19 protein-coding genes and 1 pseudogene are annotated in these 19,472 nt (G+C 72.9%); 9 read left to right on the forward strand and 11 right to left on the reverse strand.

Translation table 11 applies throughout. The features are described 5' to 3' along the window. Nucleotides 1–121 precede the first annotated feature (121 nt). On the forward strand, nt 122–1,018 hold the full coding sequence (locus tag ABZ883_RS30730) for a DUF2797 domain-containing protein (RefSeq protein ID WP_360911849.1): 897 nt from the start codon (nt 122–124) through the stop codon (nt 1,016–1,018). Between the two features lie 17 nt (nt 1,019–1,035). Here ABZ883_RS30730 and ABZ883_RS30735 read toward each other — a convergent pair whose 3' ends face one another. Continuing rightward, nucleotides 1,036–2,259, reverse strand: a complete 1,224-nt coding sequence (locus ABZ883_RS30735) for an ROK family protein (protein ID WP_360911851.1) — start codon at nt 2,257–2,259, stop codon at nt 1,036–1,038. 17 nt (nt 2,260–2,276) lie between these two features. Between ABZ883_RS30735 and ABZ883_RS30740 the strand changes: the two genes are divergently transcribed. The 4 genes from ABZ883_RS30740 to ABZ883_RS30755 all read left to right on the forward strand — a co-directional run bounded on the left by ABZ883_RS30740 (nt 2,277) and on the right by ABZ883_RS30755 (nt 5,281). After that, nucleotides 2,277–3,521: an MFS transporter gene (locus ABZ883_RS30740; protein WP_360911852.1), complete on the forward strand. Its 1,245-nt coding sequence runs from the start codon at nt 2,277–2,279 to the stop codon at nt 3,519–3,521. An 83-nt stretch (nt 3,522–3,604) separates the two neighbouring features. Beyond that, nucleotides 3,605–3,961, forward strand: coding sequence for a hypothetical protein (locus ABZ883_RS30745; protein ID WP_360911854.1), 357 nt, complete (start codon nt 3,605–3,607; stop codon nt 3,959–3,961). Nucleotides 3,962–4,008: 47 nt separating this feature from the next. Next, complete coding sequence (locus ABZ883_RS30750) at nt 4,009–4,755, forward strand: maleylpyruvate isomerase family mycothiol-dependent enzyme (RefSeq protein ID WP_360911856.1); 747 nt, start codon at nt 4,009–4,011, stop codon at nt 4,753–4,755. 58 nt (nt 4,756–4,813) lie between these two features. After that, nucleotides 4,814–5,281, forward strand: coding sequence for a DUF4442 domain-containing protein (locus ABZ883_RS30755; RefSeq protein ID WP_360911859.1), 468 nt, complete (start codon nt 4,814–4,816; stop codon nt 5,279–5,281). Nucleotides 5,282–5,317: 36 nt separating this feature from the next. Here the strand turns inward: ABZ883_RS30755 and ABZ883_RS30760 are convergent, their stop codons facing one another. Next, nucleotides 5,318–5,710 (reverse strand): MarR family transcriptional regulator, encoded by a 393-nt coding sequence (locus ABZ883_RS30760; protein WP_360911861.1) that lies wholly within the window; start codon nt 5,708–5,710, stop codon nt 5,318–5,320. Between the two features lie 86 nt (nt 5,711–5,796). Between ABZ883_RS30760 and ABZ883_RS30765 the strand changes: the two genes are divergently transcribed. Continuing rightward, entirely contained in the window at nt 5,797–7,290 is a 1,494-nt protein-coding gene (locus ABZ883_RS30765; RefSeq protein ID WP_360911863.1) for an MFS transporter, read from the forward strand. 56 nt (nt 7,291–7,346) lie between these two features. On the opposite strand, the gene ABZ883_RS30770 is transcribed toward ABZ883_RS30765, so the two are convergent. From ABZ883_RS30770 to ABZ883_RS30780, 3 genes are read right to left on the reverse strand one after another with little or no spacing between them, the layout of a single operon-like run. After that, a complete protein-coding gene (locus tag ABZ883_RS30770; protein WP_360911865.1) occupies nt 7,347–8,012 on the reverse strand; it encodes a response regulator transcription factor in 666 nt (221 codons plus the stop codon). Next, nucleotides 8,009–9,286, reverse strand: a complete 1,278-nt coding sequence (locus tag ABZ883_RS30775) for a sensor histidine kinase (RefSeq protein WP_360911867.1) — start codon at nt 9,284–9,286, stop codon at nt 8,009–8,011. Before ABZ883_RS30775 ends, ABZ883_RS30770 begins: the two co-directional genes overlap by 4 nt. Before the next feature lie 58 nt (nt 9,287–9,344). Further along, nucleotides 9,345–10,067 (reverse strand): TetR/AcrR family transcriptional regulator, encoded by a 723-nt coding sequence (locus ABZ883_RS30780; protein WP_360911869.1) that lies wholly within the window; start codon nt 10,065–10,067, stop codon nt 9,345–9,347. A gap of 127 nt (nt 10,068–10,194) precedes the next feature. On the opposite strand from ABZ883_RS30780, the gene ABZ883_RS30785 reads away from it, so the two are divergent. Then, a complete protein-coding gene (locus ABZ883_RS30785) occupies nt 10,195–10,644 on the forward strand; it encodes a nitroreductase family deazaflavin-dependent oxidoreductase (protein ID WP_360911871.1) in 450 nt (149 codons plus the stop codon). Here ABZ883_RS30785 and ABZ883_RS30790 read toward each other — a convergent pair. Together ABZ883_RS30790 and ABZ883_RS30795 are read right to left on the reverse strand one after the other, a co-directional pair. Beyond that, on the reverse strand, nt 10,637–11,290 hold the full coding sequence (locus tag ABZ883_RS30790) for a DUF4230 domain-containing protein (protein WP_360911873.1): 654 nt from the start codon (nt 11,288–11,290) through the stop codon (nt 10,637–10,639). The genes ABZ883_RS30785 and ABZ883_RS30790 overlap by 8 nt on opposite strands. 75 nt (nt 11,291–11,365) lie before the next feature. Further along, on the reverse strand, nt 11,366–12,595 hold the full coding sequence (locus tag ABZ883_RS30795; RefSeq protein ID WP_360911875.1) for a geranylgeranyl reductase family protein: 1,230 nt from the start codon (nt 12,593–12,595) through the stop codon (nt 11,366–11,368). 154 nt (nt 12,596–12,749) lie between these two features. Here ABZ883_RS30795 and ABZ883_RS30800 point away from each other — a divergent pair, with 154 nt between their 5' ends. Next, on the forward strand, nt 12,750–14,111 hold the full coding sequence (locus ABZ883_RS30800; protein WP_360911877.1) for a dipeptidase: 1,362 nt from the start codon (nt 12,750–12,752) through the stop codon (nt 14,109–14,111). 105 nt (nt 14,112–14,216) lie between these two features. Here the strand turns inward: ABZ883_RS30800 and ABZ883_RS30805 are convergent, their stop codons facing one another. Further along, complete coding sequence (locus ABZ883_RS30805) at nt 14,217–15,257, reverse strand: NUDIX domain-containing protein (RefSeq protein ID WP_360911879.1); 1,041 nt, start codon at nt 15,255–15,257, stop codon at nt 14,217–14,219. Between the two features lie 450 nt (nt 15,258–15,707). After that, nucleotides 15,708–16,715, reverse strand: a complete 1,008-nt coding sequence (locus tag ABZ883_RS30810) for an ROK family protein (protein WP_360911881.1) — start codon at nt 16,713–16,715, stop codon at nt 15,708–15,710. A gap of 86 nt (nt 16,716–16,801) precedes the next feature. Here ABZ883_RS30810 and ABZ883_RS30815 point away from each other — a divergent pair, with 86 nt between their 5' ends. After that, the gene (locus ABZ883_RS30815; protein WP_360911898.1) at nt 16,802–17,788 is read left to right on the forward strand and encodes a LacI family DNA-binding transcriptional regulator; all 987 of its coding nucleotides are present in this window, start codon (nt 16,802–16,804) and stop codon (nt 17,786–17,788) included. An 89-nt stretch (nt 17,789–17,877) separates the two neighbouring features. Here ABZ883_RS30815 and ABZ883_RS30820 read toward each other — a convergent pair whose 3' ends face one another. Continuing rightward, entirely contained in the window at nt 17,878–19,152 is a 1,275-nt protein-coding gene (locus ABZ883_RS30820) for an aldolase/citrate lyase family protein (protein WP_360911883.1), read from the reverse strand. A gap of 152 nt (nt 19,153–19,304) precedes the next feature. Next, nucleotides 19,305–19,472 (reverse strand): annotated as a pseudogene (locus ABZ883_RS30825) (electron transfer flavoprotein subunit alpha/FixB family protein); the annotation flags it as partial.

The raw sequence follows: 19,472 nt of genomic DNA on the forward strand, positions 1-19,472 counted from the left end.
ATCGTGTGCCGTCACCGAGCCTGGTCGCCGGGGGCCGCCGGGTCGTCGTACGGCCAGCGGCACCGGGGCTACCCCCTGGGGAGTACGCGGGCTGTCAGTGGCTGCGCCTAGCATGCGGATCATGTGGCGGTGCACTGGTCTGCGATGGCGGTCCGACGGCCCGGCCTGGGCATGGTGGCACCCCGGGCACGGCGACCGGAGCAGTCCCGTGCGCCTGGGCGAGCCGCTGGCCCTCGCCGTGGAACCGGACGCGGAACGGCTGTGCCTGGGGGTGTGGCGGTCCGGCCGGTGGACGCCGTGCCCGCGGGCACGGACGCTGCCGCCGCAGGCCCGGCGCGACCAGTGCGAGGAGTGCGCGGCCCTGGACCGCTCGCGGTCGGTGGCGGCCGACACCCGGCTGGACGACCCGCGGCCCTATGCGCTGTATCTGGCCTGGTTCGGGTCCGGGTTGTGCAAGGTCGGCATCACCGCCGCCGAGCGCGGCTCCGCCCGCCTGCTCGAACAGGCCGCCGTGTGCTTCTCGTTCCTCGGCCGGGGACCGCTGATCGCTGCCCGGCGCGCGGAGTCCGTACTCGGCACGGCCCTCGGCGTGCCCGACCGGGTGAGCACCGCCGCGAAGCGCGCTGCCCGTGACACGCCGTCACCGCCGGACGTACGGCACGCGGAGCTGCGCGCGGTGCGCGACGCCGCCTTCGCCGTGCCCGACTGGCGCGACACACTGGCCCCGTGCCCGTTCGAAGTAGTTGACCACGCCGCCGTGTTCGGGCTGGAACCACGTCCACCGCGCGCCTCAGCCGCGGTGTCCGGCCTCCGCCCCGGCACCGCCCTCGGCGGCACCGTGGAGGCGGTGGCGGGGGCCGACCTCTACGTACGGCTGCCGGAAGCCGCCGGTGACGTGGTGCTCCTGGACGCCCACTTGGCCGCGGGCTGGCCCCTCACGGCCGCGGCCCAGGGTCGTCCCACGCCGCCTATGCGGCCCTTGAGCCGGACGGACACGCCCCCTGAGCCGCTCTTCTGACGGCTGCTCCGGCGGGACTAGACGCCCAGAGCCGTCAGCGGGTCGTCGAGAACCGGCTGCCAGGCCAGTTCCGCCGCGCCGACAAGGCTGTTGTGGTCCAGGGCGCACGCGAGCACCGGCACGCTGCCGCTGCGTCCCCACAGGCTGCGGTCGGCGATGACGGCCCGCAGCCGTTCCGGGTCGGCGTCGAGCAGCGAGCGGTGGAGGCCGCCCAGCAGGATCCGGTCGGGGTTGAGGACGTTGACCAGTCCGGCCAGGCCCAGGCCCAGACGGTCGATCAGAATGTGCGCGGCCCGGCGGACGGCCGGGTGCTCGTACTCCTCGCGGAGCAGCGTGACCGACTGCTCGAGGAGCGAGACCTCCGGCCCGGGAGCACGGCCGGCCTCCTCCAGGAAGGCCAGCGGGTCGACCTCGACGTCGAGGCAGCCCCGGCTGCCGCAATGGCAGGCGCGCCCTTCGGGGTTGACCGTGAGGTGACCGACCTCCAAGGCGAGCCCCGAACTGCCGGTGTGCAGTTTGCCGTGCAGCACCAGGGCGCCGCCGACGCCGCGGTGCCCGGTGGCGACCACCAGAAGGTGCTCGGCGCCGCTCCCCGCTCCATGGCGGTGCTCGGCAAGGGCGGCGACGTTGACGTCGTTGCCGACGAAGCAGAGTGGCGGCGTGCCCGTCGGCGCCGTGATGCCGCCGCGGGCGACCTGCTCCCGGAAGATTTCCAGCACCGGGGCGCCGGCCGGCCACTCCAGGTGCAGCGGGTTGAGCGCGGTGCCTTCGGGCTCGGCGACCGCCGAGGGCACGGCGAGGCCGGCCCCGACGCAGACCCGCCCGTGTTCGCTCAACAGCCGTGCGCCGGCCGCGACCACGTCGGCGAGCACATGGGCGGGATCGGCGGGCACGGCCATGGTGACCGGCGCCGTCGCGACGATGTGACCACCCAGCCCGACGAGCGCGGCCCGGAAGCCATCGGTGTGGATCTGCGCGGCGAGCACGACCGGGCCCTCGGGATTGACCGCCAATCGGTGCGAGGGACGCCCCTGGGCACCCACCGGGCCGCCCGGCCGGGTATCGACCTGGATCAGCCGCAGTGCCTCGAGTTCGGAGGCGACGGCACCCGCGGTCGCCCGGGTCACGCCGAGTTCGGCGGTGAGCACGGCGCGGGTGGGCGCGCGTCCCGTGTGCACGAGCGCCAGCGCGGGGCCGAGCGCGCCCCGGCCTCTCTCCAACCTTGTCCGAGTCTGGGTCACAGTCCTATTCTCACTTTGTGCCGAGCGTAAACAAAATACGGAGCGTACTCGCCGGGCAAGATCACATATCCACCCCGGCCCCTCTTCGGCGGCTGCGCATCGCGCTGACGGCCTTCTTCGCCCTCGACGGCTTCGTCTTCGCCGGCTGGGTGGTGCGCATCCCGGCGGTCAAGGAGCAGGTGGGCGCGTCCGCGGGCGCGCTCGGACTGGCGCTGCTCGGCGTGTCGGCGGGCGCCCTGGGCACGATGATCCCTAGTGGGCGGCTGTGCCGGCGCTTCGGCGCGGGCCCGGTCACGATCGCCACGGCCGTCGTTCTGTCACTGAGCGTGGCGCTGCCCCCGATGACCCACTCCCCTCTGGCCCTGGGCCTGGTGCTGCTGCTCCTCGGCGTGGGCTTCGGCGGCATGAATGTGGCGATGAACAGCCTCGCGGTCGACGTGGTGGCCGCGTTGCGGCGCCCCATCATGCCCGGTTTCCACGCGGCGTACAGCCTGGGCGGGTTGATCGGCGCCTCCGTGGGCGGCCCGCTGGCCACTCATCTGACGCCGACGCAGCACCTGTACGCGGTCGCGGCGTTCGGCTTGGTGGCGACGGTGATCCTCGGTCGGGCGCTGCTCGCGTACACCCCGGTGGGACCTGCGGACACCCCCGCGGGCGGAACGGGGACGGGCACACGCGACACTCCTGGCGAGAAGGGGTCCCGCGCACGCACGGCGTGGCCGGTCGCGGTGTTCGGGCTGATCGCCCTCTGCACGGCCTACGGCGAGGGCGCGCTCGCCGAGTGGGGCCCGCTGCACCTTCAGGACGATCTGCACACCGGACCCGCCCTGGCCGCGGCGGGCTACGCGGCGGTGACGCTCGCCATGACGGTCGGCCGCCTGTCGGGAACGGCCCTGCTGATGCGTCTCGGACCGACGCGCGCGGTCGTCATGGGCGGGCTGACGGCCTGCGCCGGCATGCTGGTTGCGGCGCTGGCACCGGCGGTGTGGCTGGTGCTGACGGGGTTCGCGCTGACCGGTCTCGGCCTGGCCAACATCTTCCCCGTGGCGATCGCCCGGGCAGGCGCCCTGGGCGGCCCGAGCGGCGTGGCGACGGCCTCGACCCTGGGGTACGGCGGTTTTCTGCTGGGGCCGCCGGCGATCGGCTTCCTCACCGACGCCTTCGGTCTGCCCGTCGCGCTGACCACGGTCGCCGCGCTCGCCGCGGCGGCCGCCGCCATCGCGGGCGCGGCACGGCACCTCGCGGGATCCGACGGGAACTGACGCATCGTCTCCACCCACGGGCCCGGTGACAGGGCCATGGTGGTGGGCGGCTCTGTGGATCGCGCGCAGCCGCTGGAGGAGACATGTCGATTCCTCACCGGCTCCGGGCAGCGGCCCGGTCGGTGTACCGAGAGCGCCTCTCGCGTGTGTACCTGGGCCTGGTGACCGCGGCCCTGGTGTTCCTGCTGGTCGACACGGCCTTCGTCTCGCACGAGGACGCGACGCTGTCCGGCGTCTGGCTCGTGCTGCTGACCCTGCCCTGGATGCCCATGTTCTGGCGGTTGCTCGCCGCCGCCGGCGGGCAGGACGCGGCCGACGCGGCGTACGGCTGGGGCGGTTGGTGGACCGCCGTCCTCGCCGCGCTGCTCGCGGCCGTGCTGAACGCCGCGGTGCTGGGGATGGTCGCGCGGGCCAGGAGGCGACGTCCGCAGCCGCGCTGACCGCCCTGCGGCGCCCGGTTGTCCGACCCCGGTGCCACAATCGCGTCATGGAGACTGCCGAGTTCATCGAGACGCTCCGGCGGAACGGCACGCTGCTGGCGGACGCGGCCGAGCGGGCCGGTCTGGACGCCGCCGTGCCGCCGTGCCCGGACTGGCGGGTGCGCGACCTGGTCCGCCATCAGGGGACCGTGCACCGCTGGGCGACCCGGTTCGTCGCCGAGGGACGGATGCGGCCGGAGCCGATCACGGCCGAGACCCCGGCGGACGACCGGGAGTTGCTCGGCTGGTTCCGGGACGGGCACGAGCGGCTCGTGAACGCGCTGGAGACCGCCCCGGAGGACCTGGAGTGCTGGTACTTCCTGCGGGCCGATTCCCCGCTCGGCTTCTGGGCGCGGCGGCAGGCGCACGAGACGGCCGTGCACCGCGTCGACGCGGAGATCGCGGCGGGCCGCGGCCCCTCCCCCGTCGACCCCGCCTTCGCGGCGGACGGCATCGACGAGTTGCTGTCGGGCTTCCACACGCGGCCGAAGAGCCGGGTACGCACCGAGGCCCCGGGGACGCTCCGGGTCCGCGCCGTCGACCTGCCGGCCGGGCGAGCGGACTGGCTGGCCCGCCTCTCCGCGGATCCCCTGGTGGTCGAGCACGCGGGCGAGGGGGCCGCGGACTGCACGGTGAGCGGCACCGCCGGCGACCTGTATCTCGCCCTGTGGAACCGGGCTCCGTACGAGAAGCTCCAGGTCAGCGGCGACATTTCGCTGGTGGAGCTGTGGCGGCGCACGGGGGCCGTCACCTGACCGACGTCGGCGGGCGTCGCATTACCGGTGAGTAACTTCGCGTACTACCGTCACCCTCATGGCACGACGCCCCCTCGCACCCGGGACCCTTCGCCGCGCGATCAACTGGTGGCCGCCCTATCTCTTCGCGGGCATCCGGGTGCTCGACATCGCCGACGACTGGAGTTCGGCCCGGGTGCGCCTGCGCCTGCACCGGTTCAACCGCAACTACGTGGGCACCCATTTCGGCGGCTCGCTCTTCTCGATGGCCGACCCGTTCTGGATGCTGCTGACGATGAACCGCCTCGGCCGGGACTACCTGGTGTGGGACCGCGCCGCCGAGATCGACTTCCTCTCACCCGGGCGCGGTGACGTGTTCGCCGACTTCAAGCTCACCGAGGGCCGGCTGGAGGAGATGCGCGCCCTCACCGCGGGAGGCGACAAGGCGCTGGTGTGGTTCGAGAACGACGTCGTCGCCGCCGACGGCACGACCGTCGCCAAGGTGCGCAAGCAGCTTTACGTACGCCGCAAGCCCGCCGCCCGCTGAGCGCCGGGCAACAGCCCCGGCAGACCCCGCCGAAGGTCAGGACGCGCCGAGGATCCGCTCCAGGACGGCACGCTGGAGAGGCCTGGCCTCTTCGTGGCGCACGCGCCCGGCGTCCGTCAGCCCGACCCGGACGCCCCGCCGGTCCTCACTGCAGATCCCCCGGCTGACCAGCCCTTCCTTCTCCAGCCGGCCGACCAGGCGGGACAGTGCGCTCTGGCTCAGGTGAACGCGGTCGGCGAGCTCCTGGACGCGGAAAGTGCAGTCCTCCTCCGGGCCGCCCTCCGCGAGGATGTCGAGCACCTCGAAATCGCTCGCGCCGAGGCCGAGCTGGTGCAGTTCGCGGTCGAGCTCGCACGCGGTCCGCGCGTGCAGGGCAAGGACCTCCCGCCACCGCTCCACGAGCACATGCTCACTTTTCACGCCGGTCATGCGCGCAGGATAGCAGAATTCCATCATTTGATGTACACACATTAAATGCATTTGCATTTGATGCACGTGCATGTAGTCTCCTCGGCATGACCTCTCCCGACACCACCGTCCCCGGTACGGAAGGCCGCTGGAGCGCTCGTCAGTGGGGCACCCTGCTCGTGCTCTGCGCCGCGCTCTTCCTCGACGCCCTGGACGTCTCGATGGTCGGCGTGGCGCTGCCGTCGATCGCCAAGGACCTCGACCTGACCACCTCGTCCCTGCAGTGGGTCGTCAGCGGCTACATCCTCGGCTACGGGGGCCTGCTGCTCCTCGGCGGCCGTGCCGCCGACCTGCTCGGCCGGCGCCGGGTCTTCCTGATCGCGCTGGGCGTCTTCGCCGCCGCCTCACTGCTGGGCGGCCTCGTCGACTCCGGCGAACTGCTCATCGCCACCCGGTTCATCAAGGGCCTGAGCGCCGCGTTCACCGCCCCCGCCGGACTGTCGATCATCACCACGACGTTCCCGGAGGGCCCCGTCCGCAACCGGGCCCTCAGCATCTACACCACCTGCGGCGCGACCGGCTTCTCGATGGGCCTGGTGCTCTCCGGGCTGCTCACCGAGGTGGGCTGGCGCTGGACCATGCTGCTGCCCGCCCCCGTCGCGATCCTGGCGCTGGTCGCGGGACTGCGCCTGATCCCGTCGAGTCCGCGCGAGAAGGGCGCGGGCCGGGGATACGACCTGCCCGGCGCTCTCACCGGCACCACCTCGATGCTGCTCCTCGTCTACACGGTCGTGTCCGCCCCCGAGGCGGGCTGGGGTTCGGCGCGCACCCTGTTGTCCTTCGCCGCCGTCGCCGTCCTGCTCACCGCGTTCGCCGTCATCGAGCACCGCAGCAGCCACCCGCTGATCCGGCTGGGCGTCCTGCGCTCGCCCCAGCAGATCCGCGCCAACCTCGGAGGCGCCGCGTTCTTCGGCTCCTACGTGGGCTTCCAGTTCCTCGTCACGCAGTACATGCAGTCGCTGCTCGGATGGTCCGCGCTGCAGACGGCGCTCGCCTTCCTTCCCGCGGGCGGCCTCGTCGCTCTCGCCTCGACGCGCATCGGGCCGCTGGTGGACCGCTTCGGCACGCCCCGCGTGATCGCCACGGGGTTCACCCTGCTGTTCGTCGGCTACGTGCTCTTCCTGCGGATCGACCTGTCGCCGGACTACGCCGCCGTCATCCTGCCCTCGATGCTGCTGCTCGGCGCGGCCTGCGCCCTGGTCTTCCCGTCGCTCAACATCCAGGCCACCAACGGCGTGCGCGACGAGGAGCAGGGCATGGTCTCCGGACTGCTCAACACCTCGTTCCAGGTGGGTGGCGCGATCTTCCTGGCCGTCGTGACGGCGGCGATCACCGCGGGCGGCGGGCACGACCCCGCCACTCCGCAGGCGGTGCTCGACAGCTTCCGGCCCGGACTGGTCGTCGTCAGCGTCATCGCGCTGGCCGGTCTGCTGATCACGCTGACCGGGCTGCGCCGCCGGGCCTCGTACGGGTTCGTCGTCGCCTCCTCCGACGGCTCGCGGAAGGCCGCCGAGGCCGAGCGGGTCTCCGTGGGCGACTGAGGCCCGGACCGCCGTCCGGACCCGCGCGGCGAACGGGGGGCGCGGGTCCGGACGGCCTAACCGAGCCAGCCGGGCCGCACCAGGCCGGACTCGTAGGCCAGGACCACCAGTTGGGCCCGGTCGCGGGCGCCGAGCTTGACCATGGTCCGGCTGACGTGCGTCTTGGCGGTCAGCGGGCTGACCACCAGGCGGCGGGCGATCTCCTCGTTCGACAGCCCGATCCCCACCAGGGCCATCACCTCGCGTTCGCGCTCGGTGAGCCGTTCCAGCTCCGTCGCGGCCGCGGGTGCCTTGGAGCGGGCCGCGAACTCCGCGATCAGGCGTCGGGTCACGCCCGGCGAGAGCAGGGCGTCGCCGTCCACCACTGCCCGGACCGCGCGCACCAGTTCCTCGGGCTCGGTGTCCTTGACCAGGAAGCCCGAGGCACCGGCGCGGATGGCCTCGAAGACGTACTCGTCCAGCTCGAAGGTGGTGAGGATGACCACCTTGACCCCCGCGAGCGCCCGGTCCTCGGTGATCCGGCGGGTGGCCTCCAGACCGTCCATGACCGGCATGCGGATGTCCATCAGCACCGCATCCGGGGCCAGTTCGCGCACCAGGCGTACGGCCTCCGATCCGTCGGGGGCCTCCCCGACGACCTCGATGTCGGGCTGGGCGTCCAGCAGCGCGGCGAATCCGGCGCGCACCAGCACCTGGTCGTCGGCGAGCACCACCCGGATCATCGGATCTCCTTGTCGGGGACGGCCGTCGCCGCGACGGTGTCGAAGGGCAGCCGGGCCAGCACCCGGAAGCCACCGCCCGGACGCGGGCCCGCCACCACGTGGCCGCCCAGCGCGGCGGCGCGTTCCCGCATCCCGAGCAGCCCGTTGCCACCGTCGGCATCCGGGGACTGCGCGGCGGTCGCCGTGGCGGGGCCCTCGTCGTCGACGCACAGTTCGATCTCCCGCGCGCGATGGACGATCCTCAGGCTCGCCCTGCGCGACCCCGAGTGCCGGATGATGTTGGTCAGCGCCTCCTGCACGATACGGAAGGCCGCGAGGTCGACGCCGGGAGGCAGGGGGACGGCGGTTCCCTCGCGGGTCACCTCGACGCCGAGTCCGGCGCCGGCGGCCTGTTCGAGCAGTTCCGGCAGGCGGTCCAGGCCCGGCGCCGGCGACCGGGGCGCCTCGCCCGGTGCCCGGAGCGTGCCGAGGACCTGGCGGACCTCGCCGAGCGCCTCCTTGCTGGCGGCCTTGATGGTCGTGAGAGCCTGCCGGGCCTGTTCGGGACGTTCGTCCATGAGCGCGAGGGCGACACCCGCCTGCACATTGATCACCGAGATGCTGTGCGCGAGGACGTCGTGCAGTTCGCGCGCGATCCGCAACCGCTCCTCGTCGGCCCGCCGGCGCGCCTCCTCGGCCCGCTCCCGCCGCTCGCGCACATAGCTCTCGCGACGCAGCCGCCACAGTTCGGCCACGGCGAGGATGGCCAGCAGCCATGCCGCCGCGCCGGACACCTGCGCCCATGAGGCCCGGTGGTCCCCAGTGGGCGGGAGATAGCGGTAGAGCCACAACGTGACCAGCACGTAGGCCGTGTACAGGCAGGCCGCCACGACGAAGACGGACCGGCGCCGCCCTGCGGCCACAGCGGAGAAGTAGGCGGCGACGACGCTGAGAAAGACCGGACCGTAGGCGTAGCCCGCGGCGAGATAGACCAGTGTCACCGCGGACACCACGGCGGCGACCACGACGGGCGCGCGCCGGCGCCACAGCAGGGCGACAGGGCCCGCGAGGAGCAGCAGGTAGCCGAAGTGGTCGAGCGGGACATGACCGGTGCCGTTGTGCGAAGCAGCGGTCGTGCCCACCACCTGGACGAACGCGAGGACGACCGAAGCGATCCAGGGGCGGCGCGGCAGGCCGTCCCCGCCGCCGCGCCCCGGCTCGTCGTGGCGGGCCCACGGCGGACGCCGGCGGAGGCTGCCGCCGGACGGCGCGAGTCCGGCTTCGTCGTCGCTCATGACGCCACGCTAGAACGGCGGGCCGGGAGCCTGCGTCCGATCACGGCGGTGACCTCGCCTACTCCCCCGGGAGTACGGGGTCGCTGCACAGACCGGCCTGGTGGGCCAGAGCCGCCATCGCGTGGTCGAAGAACTCGTCCCGGGCCTCCACCACATTGTTGAACTGGCCGAAGAGCTCGAAGCCGATGAGGCCGAAGAGCTGGGCCCATGCGGCGATCAGCGCCGGGAGCGCCTGCGGTGGCAGGTCCTGGTCCAGGTCCTTGACGAGCCGCCAGGCGTCGGCGCGCACCCCTTCGCTGATCGGCGCGTCCGGCGCGGGCAGGGCGAGCCGGCCGGTGGCGTGCGCCCTTTCCGCCACCGTGAGGAGCACGAGCGCGACCCGGGAGGCCGGGCCGATGGTGTCGAGCGGGGCGCTGTAGCCGGGCACCGGCGAGCCGTAGATCAGGGCGTACTCATGGGGATGTTCCAGTGCCCAGCCGCGCACGGCACGGCCGACGACGGCCCAGCTCGTGACGGGGTCGGCGTCCCCCACGCCCTCGAACGCGGTCTCGGCGGCAGCGCCGACGGCGTCGTAGGCGTCGACGATCAGCGCGGTGAGCAGCACGTCCCGATTGGGGAAGTAGCGGTAGAGGGCCGAGGAGACCATGCCCAGCTCCCGGGCCACCGAGCGGAGCGACAGACGCGCGGCCCCTTCGTCGGCGAGTTGCCGGCGCGCTTCTTCCTTGATGGCGGCGGTCACTTCGCCGCGAGCCCGTTCCCTGGCCGTTTTGATCACACCCATGCGGATCAGTGTAAACGGATCGGAGAGATCGACCAAGATTCAGAGCAGTGCTCTTGCTTTTGCCTCACCGACTGCTGCACACTGTTCTCAGACGAGAGCACCGCTCACACTTTTCGGAGGAGTCACCGTGTCCGAGCACGTCATGAAGCCGGGTTGGTTCACCGTCCACGTCTTCAACCGCTTCGTCGCCTGGCTCACCCGGCGCGGTCTGAGCGTGTGGGGCTCGCGCGTGCTGGCGGTCAAGGGGCGCAAGAGCGGGGAATGGCGCCGTACGCCGGTGAACCTGCTCACTGTGGACGGGGAGCGCTTCCTCGTCGCTCCCCGCGGCCACGTCCAGTGGACCCACAACATGCGGGCCGCCGGTGGCGGTCAACTCCTGCTGGGCAAGCGCGTGGAGGAGTTCACCGCCACCGAGGTGGCCGACGATGTCAAGCCCGAGGTGCTGCGTGCCTACCTCAAGCGCTGGAAGGCGGAGGTCGGCGTGTTCTTCGGAGGCGTCGGACCCGATTCCACCGACGAGGAGCTGCGCGCGATAGCCCCGAAACACCCCGTCTTCCGGATCACGGCCGTCAGCTGAACCGGACCTCCACCTTCTCGAAGCCGAGCGAGATCAGCAGACGCTCCAGCATGGCGCGGGTGTTGGTCTCTGCCCGCTTCGCCAGCTCCGTCTGCTTGGCCGCGTCCTGGATCTTCTTCGCTGCCAGCTGCTGGATCTGCTGCTCGTCGTTGGGGTGCGAGGAGAAGAAGTCGCCGAGCCGGTCGAAGAAGCCCCGCTCCTCGGCGACGATGTAGGAGCGGTCGGGGTCGAGCGAGGTGCGCTCCAGCTGGGCGTGCGGCAGGGTCAGCACTGCCGACTTGCGGTCGTCGGTGATCTCGACGCCCTTCGGGCCCACATCCCCGAGGTCCACATAGGCGTCGACGCTGCCGGCGCCGACGTAGAGCGTGCGCCGGCCGCGCACCGCGTCGGGGAGGAACTTGGCGTCCTTCTCCAGGTCGACGACGACCTGGAAGTCGCCGCTGGCTCCCTCGAAGCGGTTCATGTCCTGGATCGCCTTGAGCACCACGGGGCCGGTCCGGTCGTGGGTCTCCTCGGCGAAGGGGTTGGGCAGGCCGGGTATCAGGTCGGCTTTGGCGACCAGCAGCAGCAGGCCCGCCACCACTATGAGCCCGGTCAACCACCGGGCCCACCAGGGCAGTCGGCCATCTTCACTTTTCAACGGCATGTCAGGGCTACCTCCAAGAAGGTGTCTGCCCCTCAACACCCTCTTTAAGGCAGGCAGTAGATGGACAGATGAAGATCAGGAGCGGTCGAAAGACTCTAGCGCACGACGGGCCAGCGGATGGGTGCGAACGATCTCGGCGAGCGAGGTCGAACCTCGGGTGATCCGGGCGAAGGTGTTCCACGCCGGCGGAAGGGTGGTGAGGGCGGCATGCAGCAGACCGGGGCGCTTCTCGAAGATGCCGAGCATGCGGCGGCCCACCCCCATCTCCACCCCGAGTCCGGCCTTGACCGCGAACGCGTAGTTGAGCGCCTGGCGCCGGGCGTCGACCGCGTCGTGCGACTCGGAGATGCGCACCGCCCACTCGCCCGCGAGGCGACCCGACCGCAGGGCGAAGGAAATGCCCTCACGGGTCCACGGCTCCAGCAGGCCCGCGGCGTCGCCGCAGACCACCACCCGGCCGCGGGAGAGCGGGGAGTCGTCGGCACGGCAGCGCGTCAGATGCCCGGAGGAGATGCTCGGTTCGAACCCGGCCAGACCGAGCCGGCCGATGAAGTCCTCGAGATAGCGCTTGGTGGCACCGCCGTCACCGCGCGCGGAGATCACACCGACCGTCAGGGTCTCGCCCTTCGGGAAGACCCAGCCGTAACTGCCGGGCAGCGGGCCCCAGTCGATCAGCACCCGGCCCGCCCAGTCCTCGGCAACCTCCGGAGGGACCGGGATCTCGGCCTCGAGGCCCAGGTCGACCTGGTCCATCTTGACGCCGACATGGGCGCCTATGCGGCTGGCGGAGCCGTCGGCGCCGACGACCGCCCGCGCGAGCACCGTCTCGCCGCCTGCGAGCACCACCGCGACCGTGCGCCGGTCGGGGACGGAGGTGCCGTGCTGCTCGACCCGCGAGACGGCGGCACCGGTGCGCAGCTCGGCGCCCGCGGCGACCGCCGCCTCGACGAGCTGGGCGTCGAACTCGGGCCGGTTGATCAGCCCGAAGAGCATGTGCCGGGACCGGCGGGTCCGGGTCAGGCGGCCGTTGAGGCTGAAGGTGACCGCGTGCACACGATCCTGCAGCGGAAGTTCGAAGCCCGGCGGAAGAGCGTCGCGCGAGGGCCCGATGATGCCGCCACCGCAGGTCTTGTAGCGGGGCAGTTCGGCCTTCTCCAACAGCAGGACGCGGCGTCCGGCCGTGGCCGCGGCATAGGCCGCGGACGCCCCGGCGGGCCCCGCCCCGACCACGACGACGTCCCACACCGATGCGTCCTCGGCGCCGTCCGCCGAACCGCCGTCCTGCGCCTGGTACTCGCTGCTCACGTGCTCCCGCTCCCGTCCGACCCGCAGGCTGCTGTCACCCCTGCTCAGCGCATCCTAATCCGCGGGTGCCCGGGCACGACTGTGGCACCATCGATCCCGAGCACCTGTACACGATCCACGCGTTCGACCGAACACGCACCCACAAGGAGCGCCCATGTCCGCCGCACCACTCGCCGCAACCGTCGCCGCCCTCATGCCGCGGGCCCGGACCGAGCTGGCCGAGCTGGTGGCGTTCCGCTCGGTGGCCGACCCGAGGCAGTTCCCGAAGAGCGAGTGCGAGCGGGCCGCGCAGTGGATCGCGGACGCCCTGACCGAGGACGGTTTCCAGGACGTCGCGCTGCTGGACACCCCCGACGGCACGCAGTCGGTCTACGGCTACCTGCCCGGCCCCGAGGGCGCGCCCACCGTGCTGCTCTACGCGCACTACGACGTGCAGCCGCCGCTGGACGAGGCCGGCTGGCTGTCCCCGCCGTTCGAGCTGACCGAGCGCGACGGCAGGTGGTACGGGCGCGGCGCGGCCGACTGCAAGGGCGGCCTGATCATGCACCTCATGGCCCTGCGCGCGCTGCGCGACAACGGCGGGGTGCCGGTCGGCGTGAAGATCATCGCCGAGGGGTCCGAGGAGCAGGGCACGGGCGGCCTCGAGCGCTACGCGGAGGAGCACCCCGAGCTGCTCGCCGCCGACGCGATCGTCATCGGCGACACCGGCAACTTCCGCTGCGGACTGCCCACCGTCACGGCCACGCTGCGCGGTATGGCGCTCGTCGAGGTCAAGGTCAGCACGCTCAAGGGCAACCTGCACTCCGGTCAGTTCGGCGGCGCCGCGCCCGACGCACTCAGCGCCCTGATCCGCATCCTGCACACCCTGCACGACGAGACCGGTGCCGCGACGGTCCAGGGGCTCGCCATGGACGCCTCGTGGGACGGGCTGCAGTACCCGGAGGAGGACTTCCGCGGCGACGCCAAGGTCCTCGACGGTGTCTCCCTCGTGGGCGGCGGCACGGTCGCCGACCGCGTCTGGGCCCGCCCCTCGGTCACCGTGCTCGGCATCGACGCCCCGCCCGTCGTGGGTGCCACCCCGTCCGTCCAGGCCACGGCGGCGGCCAAGGTCAGCCTGCGGGTTCCGCCGGGCGTGGACGCCCAGGAGGCCGCCGACCTCCTCATCGCCCACCTCAAGGCGGCCGCCCCCTGGGGCGCCCACGTCGAGGTCACGCAGACCGGCAGCGGTCAGGCGTTCAGCGCGGACACCTCCAGCCCGGCGTACTCGGCCATGGCCGAGGCCATGCGCACCGCCTACGGCAAGGACCTCGAGATCGCCGGCATGGGCGGCTCCATCCCGCTGTGCAACACCCTCGCCACGCTCTACCCCGAGGCGGAGATGCTGCTCATCGGTCTCAGCGAGCCCGAGGCGCAGATCCACGCGGTCAACGAGAGCGTCTCCCCGGAGGAGCTGGAGAAGCTCTCGCTCGCCGAGGCGCTGTTCCTGCGCGGCTACGCCGAGAGCAAGGCCGTCTGACAACCGTCCCGGTCAGGTCCGGCCGGGCACCGGCGCGCTCTCGCGTCGGGTGCCCGGCCGGACCTCGGGCGGCAGGTCGGCAGGTCGGCCCCCCGCCGTCCCGGGTCAGGCACCCACGGGCACTCCCGCCTCCAGGTTGAGCACGGTGGCCCGCTCACGGGCCCGCAGTGCCCAGCGAAGACGCGTCAGGCGGACGGGCGGGAGCATGGCGGCGGCCTCGTCCTCGGTGGCGAAGCGCCAGCCGCGCAGTTCCGCCCCCGGCAGAAGCAGCCGTTCGGCCTCGGCCGCGCCGAGGCGACCGCCGTCGAAGAGCAGCCGCAGGCCCCCGTAGCCGGGCGGCAGGGGCGGTTCCCAGTCGACCACGAGCAGGCGGGGAACCGTGGGCAGGTGCAGGCCGAGCTCCTCCGCGACCTCGCGCATCCCGGCCCGGGCGGGGGCCTCGCCGGGCTCGACGACACCACCGGGGAACTCCCAGCCGGGCTTGTAGGTGGGGTCGACCAGCAGCACGCGGTCCTGCTCGTCGAAGAGGAGCACGCCCGCGGCGAGCGTCTCCGACGTGGGCTCCGGGGTCTGCACGATGTCGCAGACGCCCTCGCCCTCGCGTATCGCCTCGGCGACGCGCTCCGCGGTGCTCCGCGGGTTCAGGCCGTCGGTGTCGACGACATGGGCGTCCGCGGTGAGCCAGGGCAGCGCCTCTCGATAGGCGGCGAGCTGGTCCAGGCACCAGACGCGCACCTCGGCGCTCGCCCCGGGGTCGCCGGGGATCTCCGCGCGTTGCTCGATGCGCTCGCGCAGAACCGTTTCCTCAGCATCGAGCACAAAGTGCCGCACCTCGATTCTGCGGGCGGCCAGGCCCCCGAAGATCTCGTCCCGGTACTCCTGCCGCAGCAGCGTCATCGGGACGACCAGCGGCCCGCCGCCGATCTCGCTCAGCAGCGCGGCGGCCGTGTCGACCACCAGCCGCCGCCAGCAGGGCAGGTCCTGGTAGTCGGAGACCTCGCCCAACCGCTTCTCGGGGAGCATGAGCCGCAGCCCTGTGCCGATGAGTTCCGGGTCGTAGAGCACGCTTCCCGGCAGCAGATCGAGCAGTTCGCGTGCCGCAGTGGTCTTGCCCGCGCCGAACGTGCCGTTGAGCCAGACGATCACGGTGCCCCCTCTTCCGTAGCCCGGTAGCCCCCTACGAATTGCCCGGATCATCGGCGTCGGCAAACGCGCAGACCCGGCCATCGGCGCATACCGGCGGCCTCAGAACCCGCGTACCCCGAGCTCAGCCCTTGTCGGCCTCCAGGTCGAATCGGGCCATGAACCGCCGACGCGGTGCCAGAAGACCGCGGGGCGGCGAACGGCAGTGCAGGGAACGCCCCTGCGGGTGGCGGATGCGCGCGCCTCGCCCTCAGCCTGCCTCGGAACTCGCACGGGCCTCCCCCGCGAAGGGACGGCGCCCCTGGCACCCCGGACGAACCGCCGCCGGGAGGGGGTCGGCGTCCGCCCGTTCATCGGCCCGGTGGCGGGCACGAGCCGACAACTGGGGCTGCGCGTGCGCGCGGCGGGATGCCCCCAGCGGGGGCACCTCCTGGCCACAACTGGCGGACGGTACTAGCGCACCGCGCCGAACGCCTCCAGTCCCAGCGCCTCGCCGGCCGCCGCGGCGGCGCCCACCAGGCCCGCGTCCGTGCCGAGCACCGCGGGGACGACCTTCACGCCGGCCGCGAACGAGAGCGTGGCGTACCGGCGCAGATGGGTGCGCAGGGGGTCGAACAGCAGCGCCCCCGAGCCGGCGACGCCTCCGCCGATCACGGCGATGTCGATCTCCACCAGGGTCGCGGTCGCGGCGATGCCGGCCGCCAGCGCCTGTGCGGCGCGGTCGAAGGACGCCAGCGCCACCGCGTCCCCGGCGCGGGCGGCACGGGCCACGGCGGCGGCGTCGGCCGCCTCTCCCGCCGCCGGGAGCCAGCCGGCCTCCTGGGCGCGGCGCACGATGTTGGGCCCGCTCGCCAGCCGCTCGACACAGCCACGGCCGCCGCAGGGGCACAGGTCGCCGTCGAGATCGACGCTGATGTGACCGATGTGGCCCGCGTTGCCGGTCGGGCCGGGGTGCAGCGCCCCACCGAGGACCAGGCCGCCGCCGACCCCGGTGGAGACCACCATGCACAGGGCGTTGTCGTGGCCGCGCGCCGCACCCTGCCAGTGCTCGGCGGCGGTGATCGCCATGCCGTCGCCGGTCAGCACGACCGGCAGCCCGTCCACGCGCGCGGCGACCTCCGCCACCAGCGGGTAGTCGCGCCAGGAGCCGATGTTGACCGGGCTGACCGTCCCGCGTGAGGCGTCGATCGGGCCGGCGCTGCCGATGCCGACGGCGACGACGCGCGGCCACTCGGCGGCCGCGCGCAGCTCGTCCAGCACCTCGGCGACCGATCCCATCACGGTCTCCGCGTCCCGGTCGGCTCTCGTCGGACGCAGGGCGCGCAGCAGCAGCCGCCCATGGGGATCCACCAGGGCGCCCGCGATCTTCGTGCCCCCGACGTCGACGGCGGCGACCAGCGGACCCCGGTCGGCGGCGTGCAACGGCGGTGCGGTGGGTTCAGCTGTGCTCTCGAACGGCATGGGCGTAGTGTCGCCCTTTGTTGACAACGTTGTCCAGCCCATAGGATCCGGGCGTGACCGATATTCCGCGAACCGCCCGGCCCACCATGAAGGACGTCGCCGCTCGGGCCGGTGTCGGCCTGAAGACCGTCTCCCGCGTCGTCAACGAGGAGCCGGGGGTCACCGACGACACGATCGCCCGCGTGCAGGCCGCCATCGACGCCCTCGGCTTCCGCCGCAACGACAGCGCGCGCCTGCTGCGCAAGGGCCGGACCGCCAGTATCGGTCTCGTCCTGGAAGACCTCGCGGACCCCTTCTACTCGCCGCTCAGCCGCGCCGTCGAGGACCTCGCCCGCGCGCACGGGACGCTGCTGTTCACGGGGTCCAGCGCGGAGGACGCCGAACGCGAGCAGGAACTGGTGCTGGCGTTCTGCGCCCGGCGCGTCGACGGGCTGGTCATCGTCCCGGCGAGCGAGGACCACCGCTACCTGGAGCCGGAGATAGCGGCAGGCGTCGCCACGGTCTTCGTCGACCGGCCCGCCGGCGGCATCAACGCGGACGTGGTCGTCAGCGACAACGCCGGGGGCACCCGCGAAGGCGTCGCGCACCTCATCGCCCACGGGCACCGGCGCATCGGCTTCATCGGCGACCTCCCCCGTATCCACACGGCCGCGGAGCGCCTGCGCGGCTACCGCGAGGCCATGGCGGACGCCGGGCTCCCCGTCCACGACGGCTGGGTCTCCTGCGGCACGACGGCGCCGGAGCGCGTGCGCTCGGAACTCGACCGGATGCTGGCCGGGCCGGAGCCCGTCACGGCGATCTTCGCGGGCAACAACCGGATCACCGTGACCGCGGTACGCGTGCTGGCCGACCGCCCGCAGCTCGTCGCGCTCGTCGGCTTCGACGACTTCGAGCTCGCGGACCTCCTCCGGCCCGCGATCACCGTCATCGCCCAGGACCCTGCACAACTCGGCCGCACGGCCGCACGGTTGCTCTTCCAGCGGCTCGACGGCGCCGCGGGGGCGCCCGACCGCCTGGAACTCCCCTGCCGGCTCATCGCCCGCGGCTCGGGCGAACTCCCGCCCATGGTCTGACGGGGTCCGCCCCGCCCCGGCGGCTGTCCGGGGCGGCACGGCCACCGTGCCGCTCACCGGCCTGCGCGGCTCAGGATCCTGCGCCGCCGTCAGCGCGCGCGTCCCGCCAGTACGTCGAGGTCGCGCCGCGAGAGTCGCGCGGCGGCGGTGACCTCGTCCGGGTCGACGGCGCCGCAGTCGAGGCCGCGGAGGAGGTAGCCGCTCAGGGCCCTGGCGGTGGCGGGCTCGTCCATGATGTCGCCGCCGGCCCGGGCCACGTACGCCGCGAGGCGGGCGGCCGCCGCGGGGAGGCCCTCGCGGTAGAAGGCGTAGACGGCGGCGTAACGGGTGGGAAGGTGCCCAGGGTGCATGTCCCAGCCCTGGTAGTAGGCGCGGGCGAGGGAGCGGCGGACGAGTCCGTAGTGCAGGCGCCAGGCGTCGTGGACCTGCGCGGTGGGCCCGACCGGGAGGACGTTCGTCGCGCCGTCGGAGAGCCGGACGCCTGTCCCCGCGGCGGCCACCTGCATGACGGCCTTGGCGTGGTCCGCGACCGGGTGGTCCAGCGACTGGTGGGCGGCGCTGACCCCGCAGGCGGCGCTGTAGTCGAAGGTGCCGTAGTGCAGTCCGGTGAGCCGGCCCTCGGCCGCGTCGATGAACCGGGCGACGGTGGCGGTGCCGTCGGGGCCCAGGACGGACTGCGTCGTCTCGATCTGGATCTCGAAGCGGATCCGCCCCGCTTCGAGCCCGCGGGCCTTCTCGAACTCCTCCACCAGCCGCACCATCGCCGTGACCTGCTGAGGGAACGTCACCTTCGGCAGGGTGAGCACGAGCCCCCGCGGCAGTTCCCCGGCGTCCATGAGGCCGGTGAGGAAGACGTCCAGGGTGCGGATCCCCCGGTCCCGTACGGCCGCCTCCAGGCACTTCATACGGATGCCGACGTACGGGGGCGCGCTGCCGTCCGCCACGGCGGCGTTGACGAGGCGTGCCGCGGCGGCCGCGTCGGCGTCCTCCTCCGCGTCGGGCCGGGGGCCGTAGCCGTCCTCGAAGTCGATGCGCAGATCCTCGACGGGTTCGCGCCGCAGCTTGGCGCGGACGCGGTCGTGCACGTCGGCAGCGGACTCGGGCGGCAGGGCGAGGACCGCGGCGAAGGAGTCCGCGTCCGGCGCGTGCTCGTCGAGGGCGGCGACGGCGCGGTCCCCCCAGGTCCGCACGGTGTCCGCGGCGAAGACGTCGGCGGGGACGTAGACGGTGTGCACGGGCTGCCGGGTGCCCGGGTCCCCGGGGTAGCGGCGGGCGAGTTCGGCGTCGACACCGGCCAGGGACGCGCCGATGTCCTGGCGTACCGCGTCGCCGAGCGAGGTGCGGACCGTCCCGTCCTGCGTCATCTGCCGCCCTCCAACGCTTCAACAATTCGTTGAAACAACGCTAGGTGTGCCTCGCCGGGCCGTCAATGACATGCGGAGCCCCGTGGTGCCGGGTGGCGCCACGGGGCCCGGTCGCGGGGGCCGTGAGGGAGCCACCCGCGGGGAAACGAAGATCAGCCCTTACGGGCAGTGACCTCCTCGGTCAACTGCGGCACCACCTGGAACAGGTCACCCACCACCCCGAAATCCACCAACTCGAAGATCGGCGCCTCCGGATCCTTGTTCACCGCCACGATCGTCTTCGACGTCTGCATCCCCGCACGATGCTGAATCGCACCCGA

The sequence above is a fragment of the Streptomyces sp. NPDC046977 genome (assembly GCF_040644455.1).
In the GTDB taxonomy this organism is placed as follows: Bacteria; Actinomycetota; Actinomycetes; order Streptomycetales; family Streptomycetaceae; genus Actinacidiphila.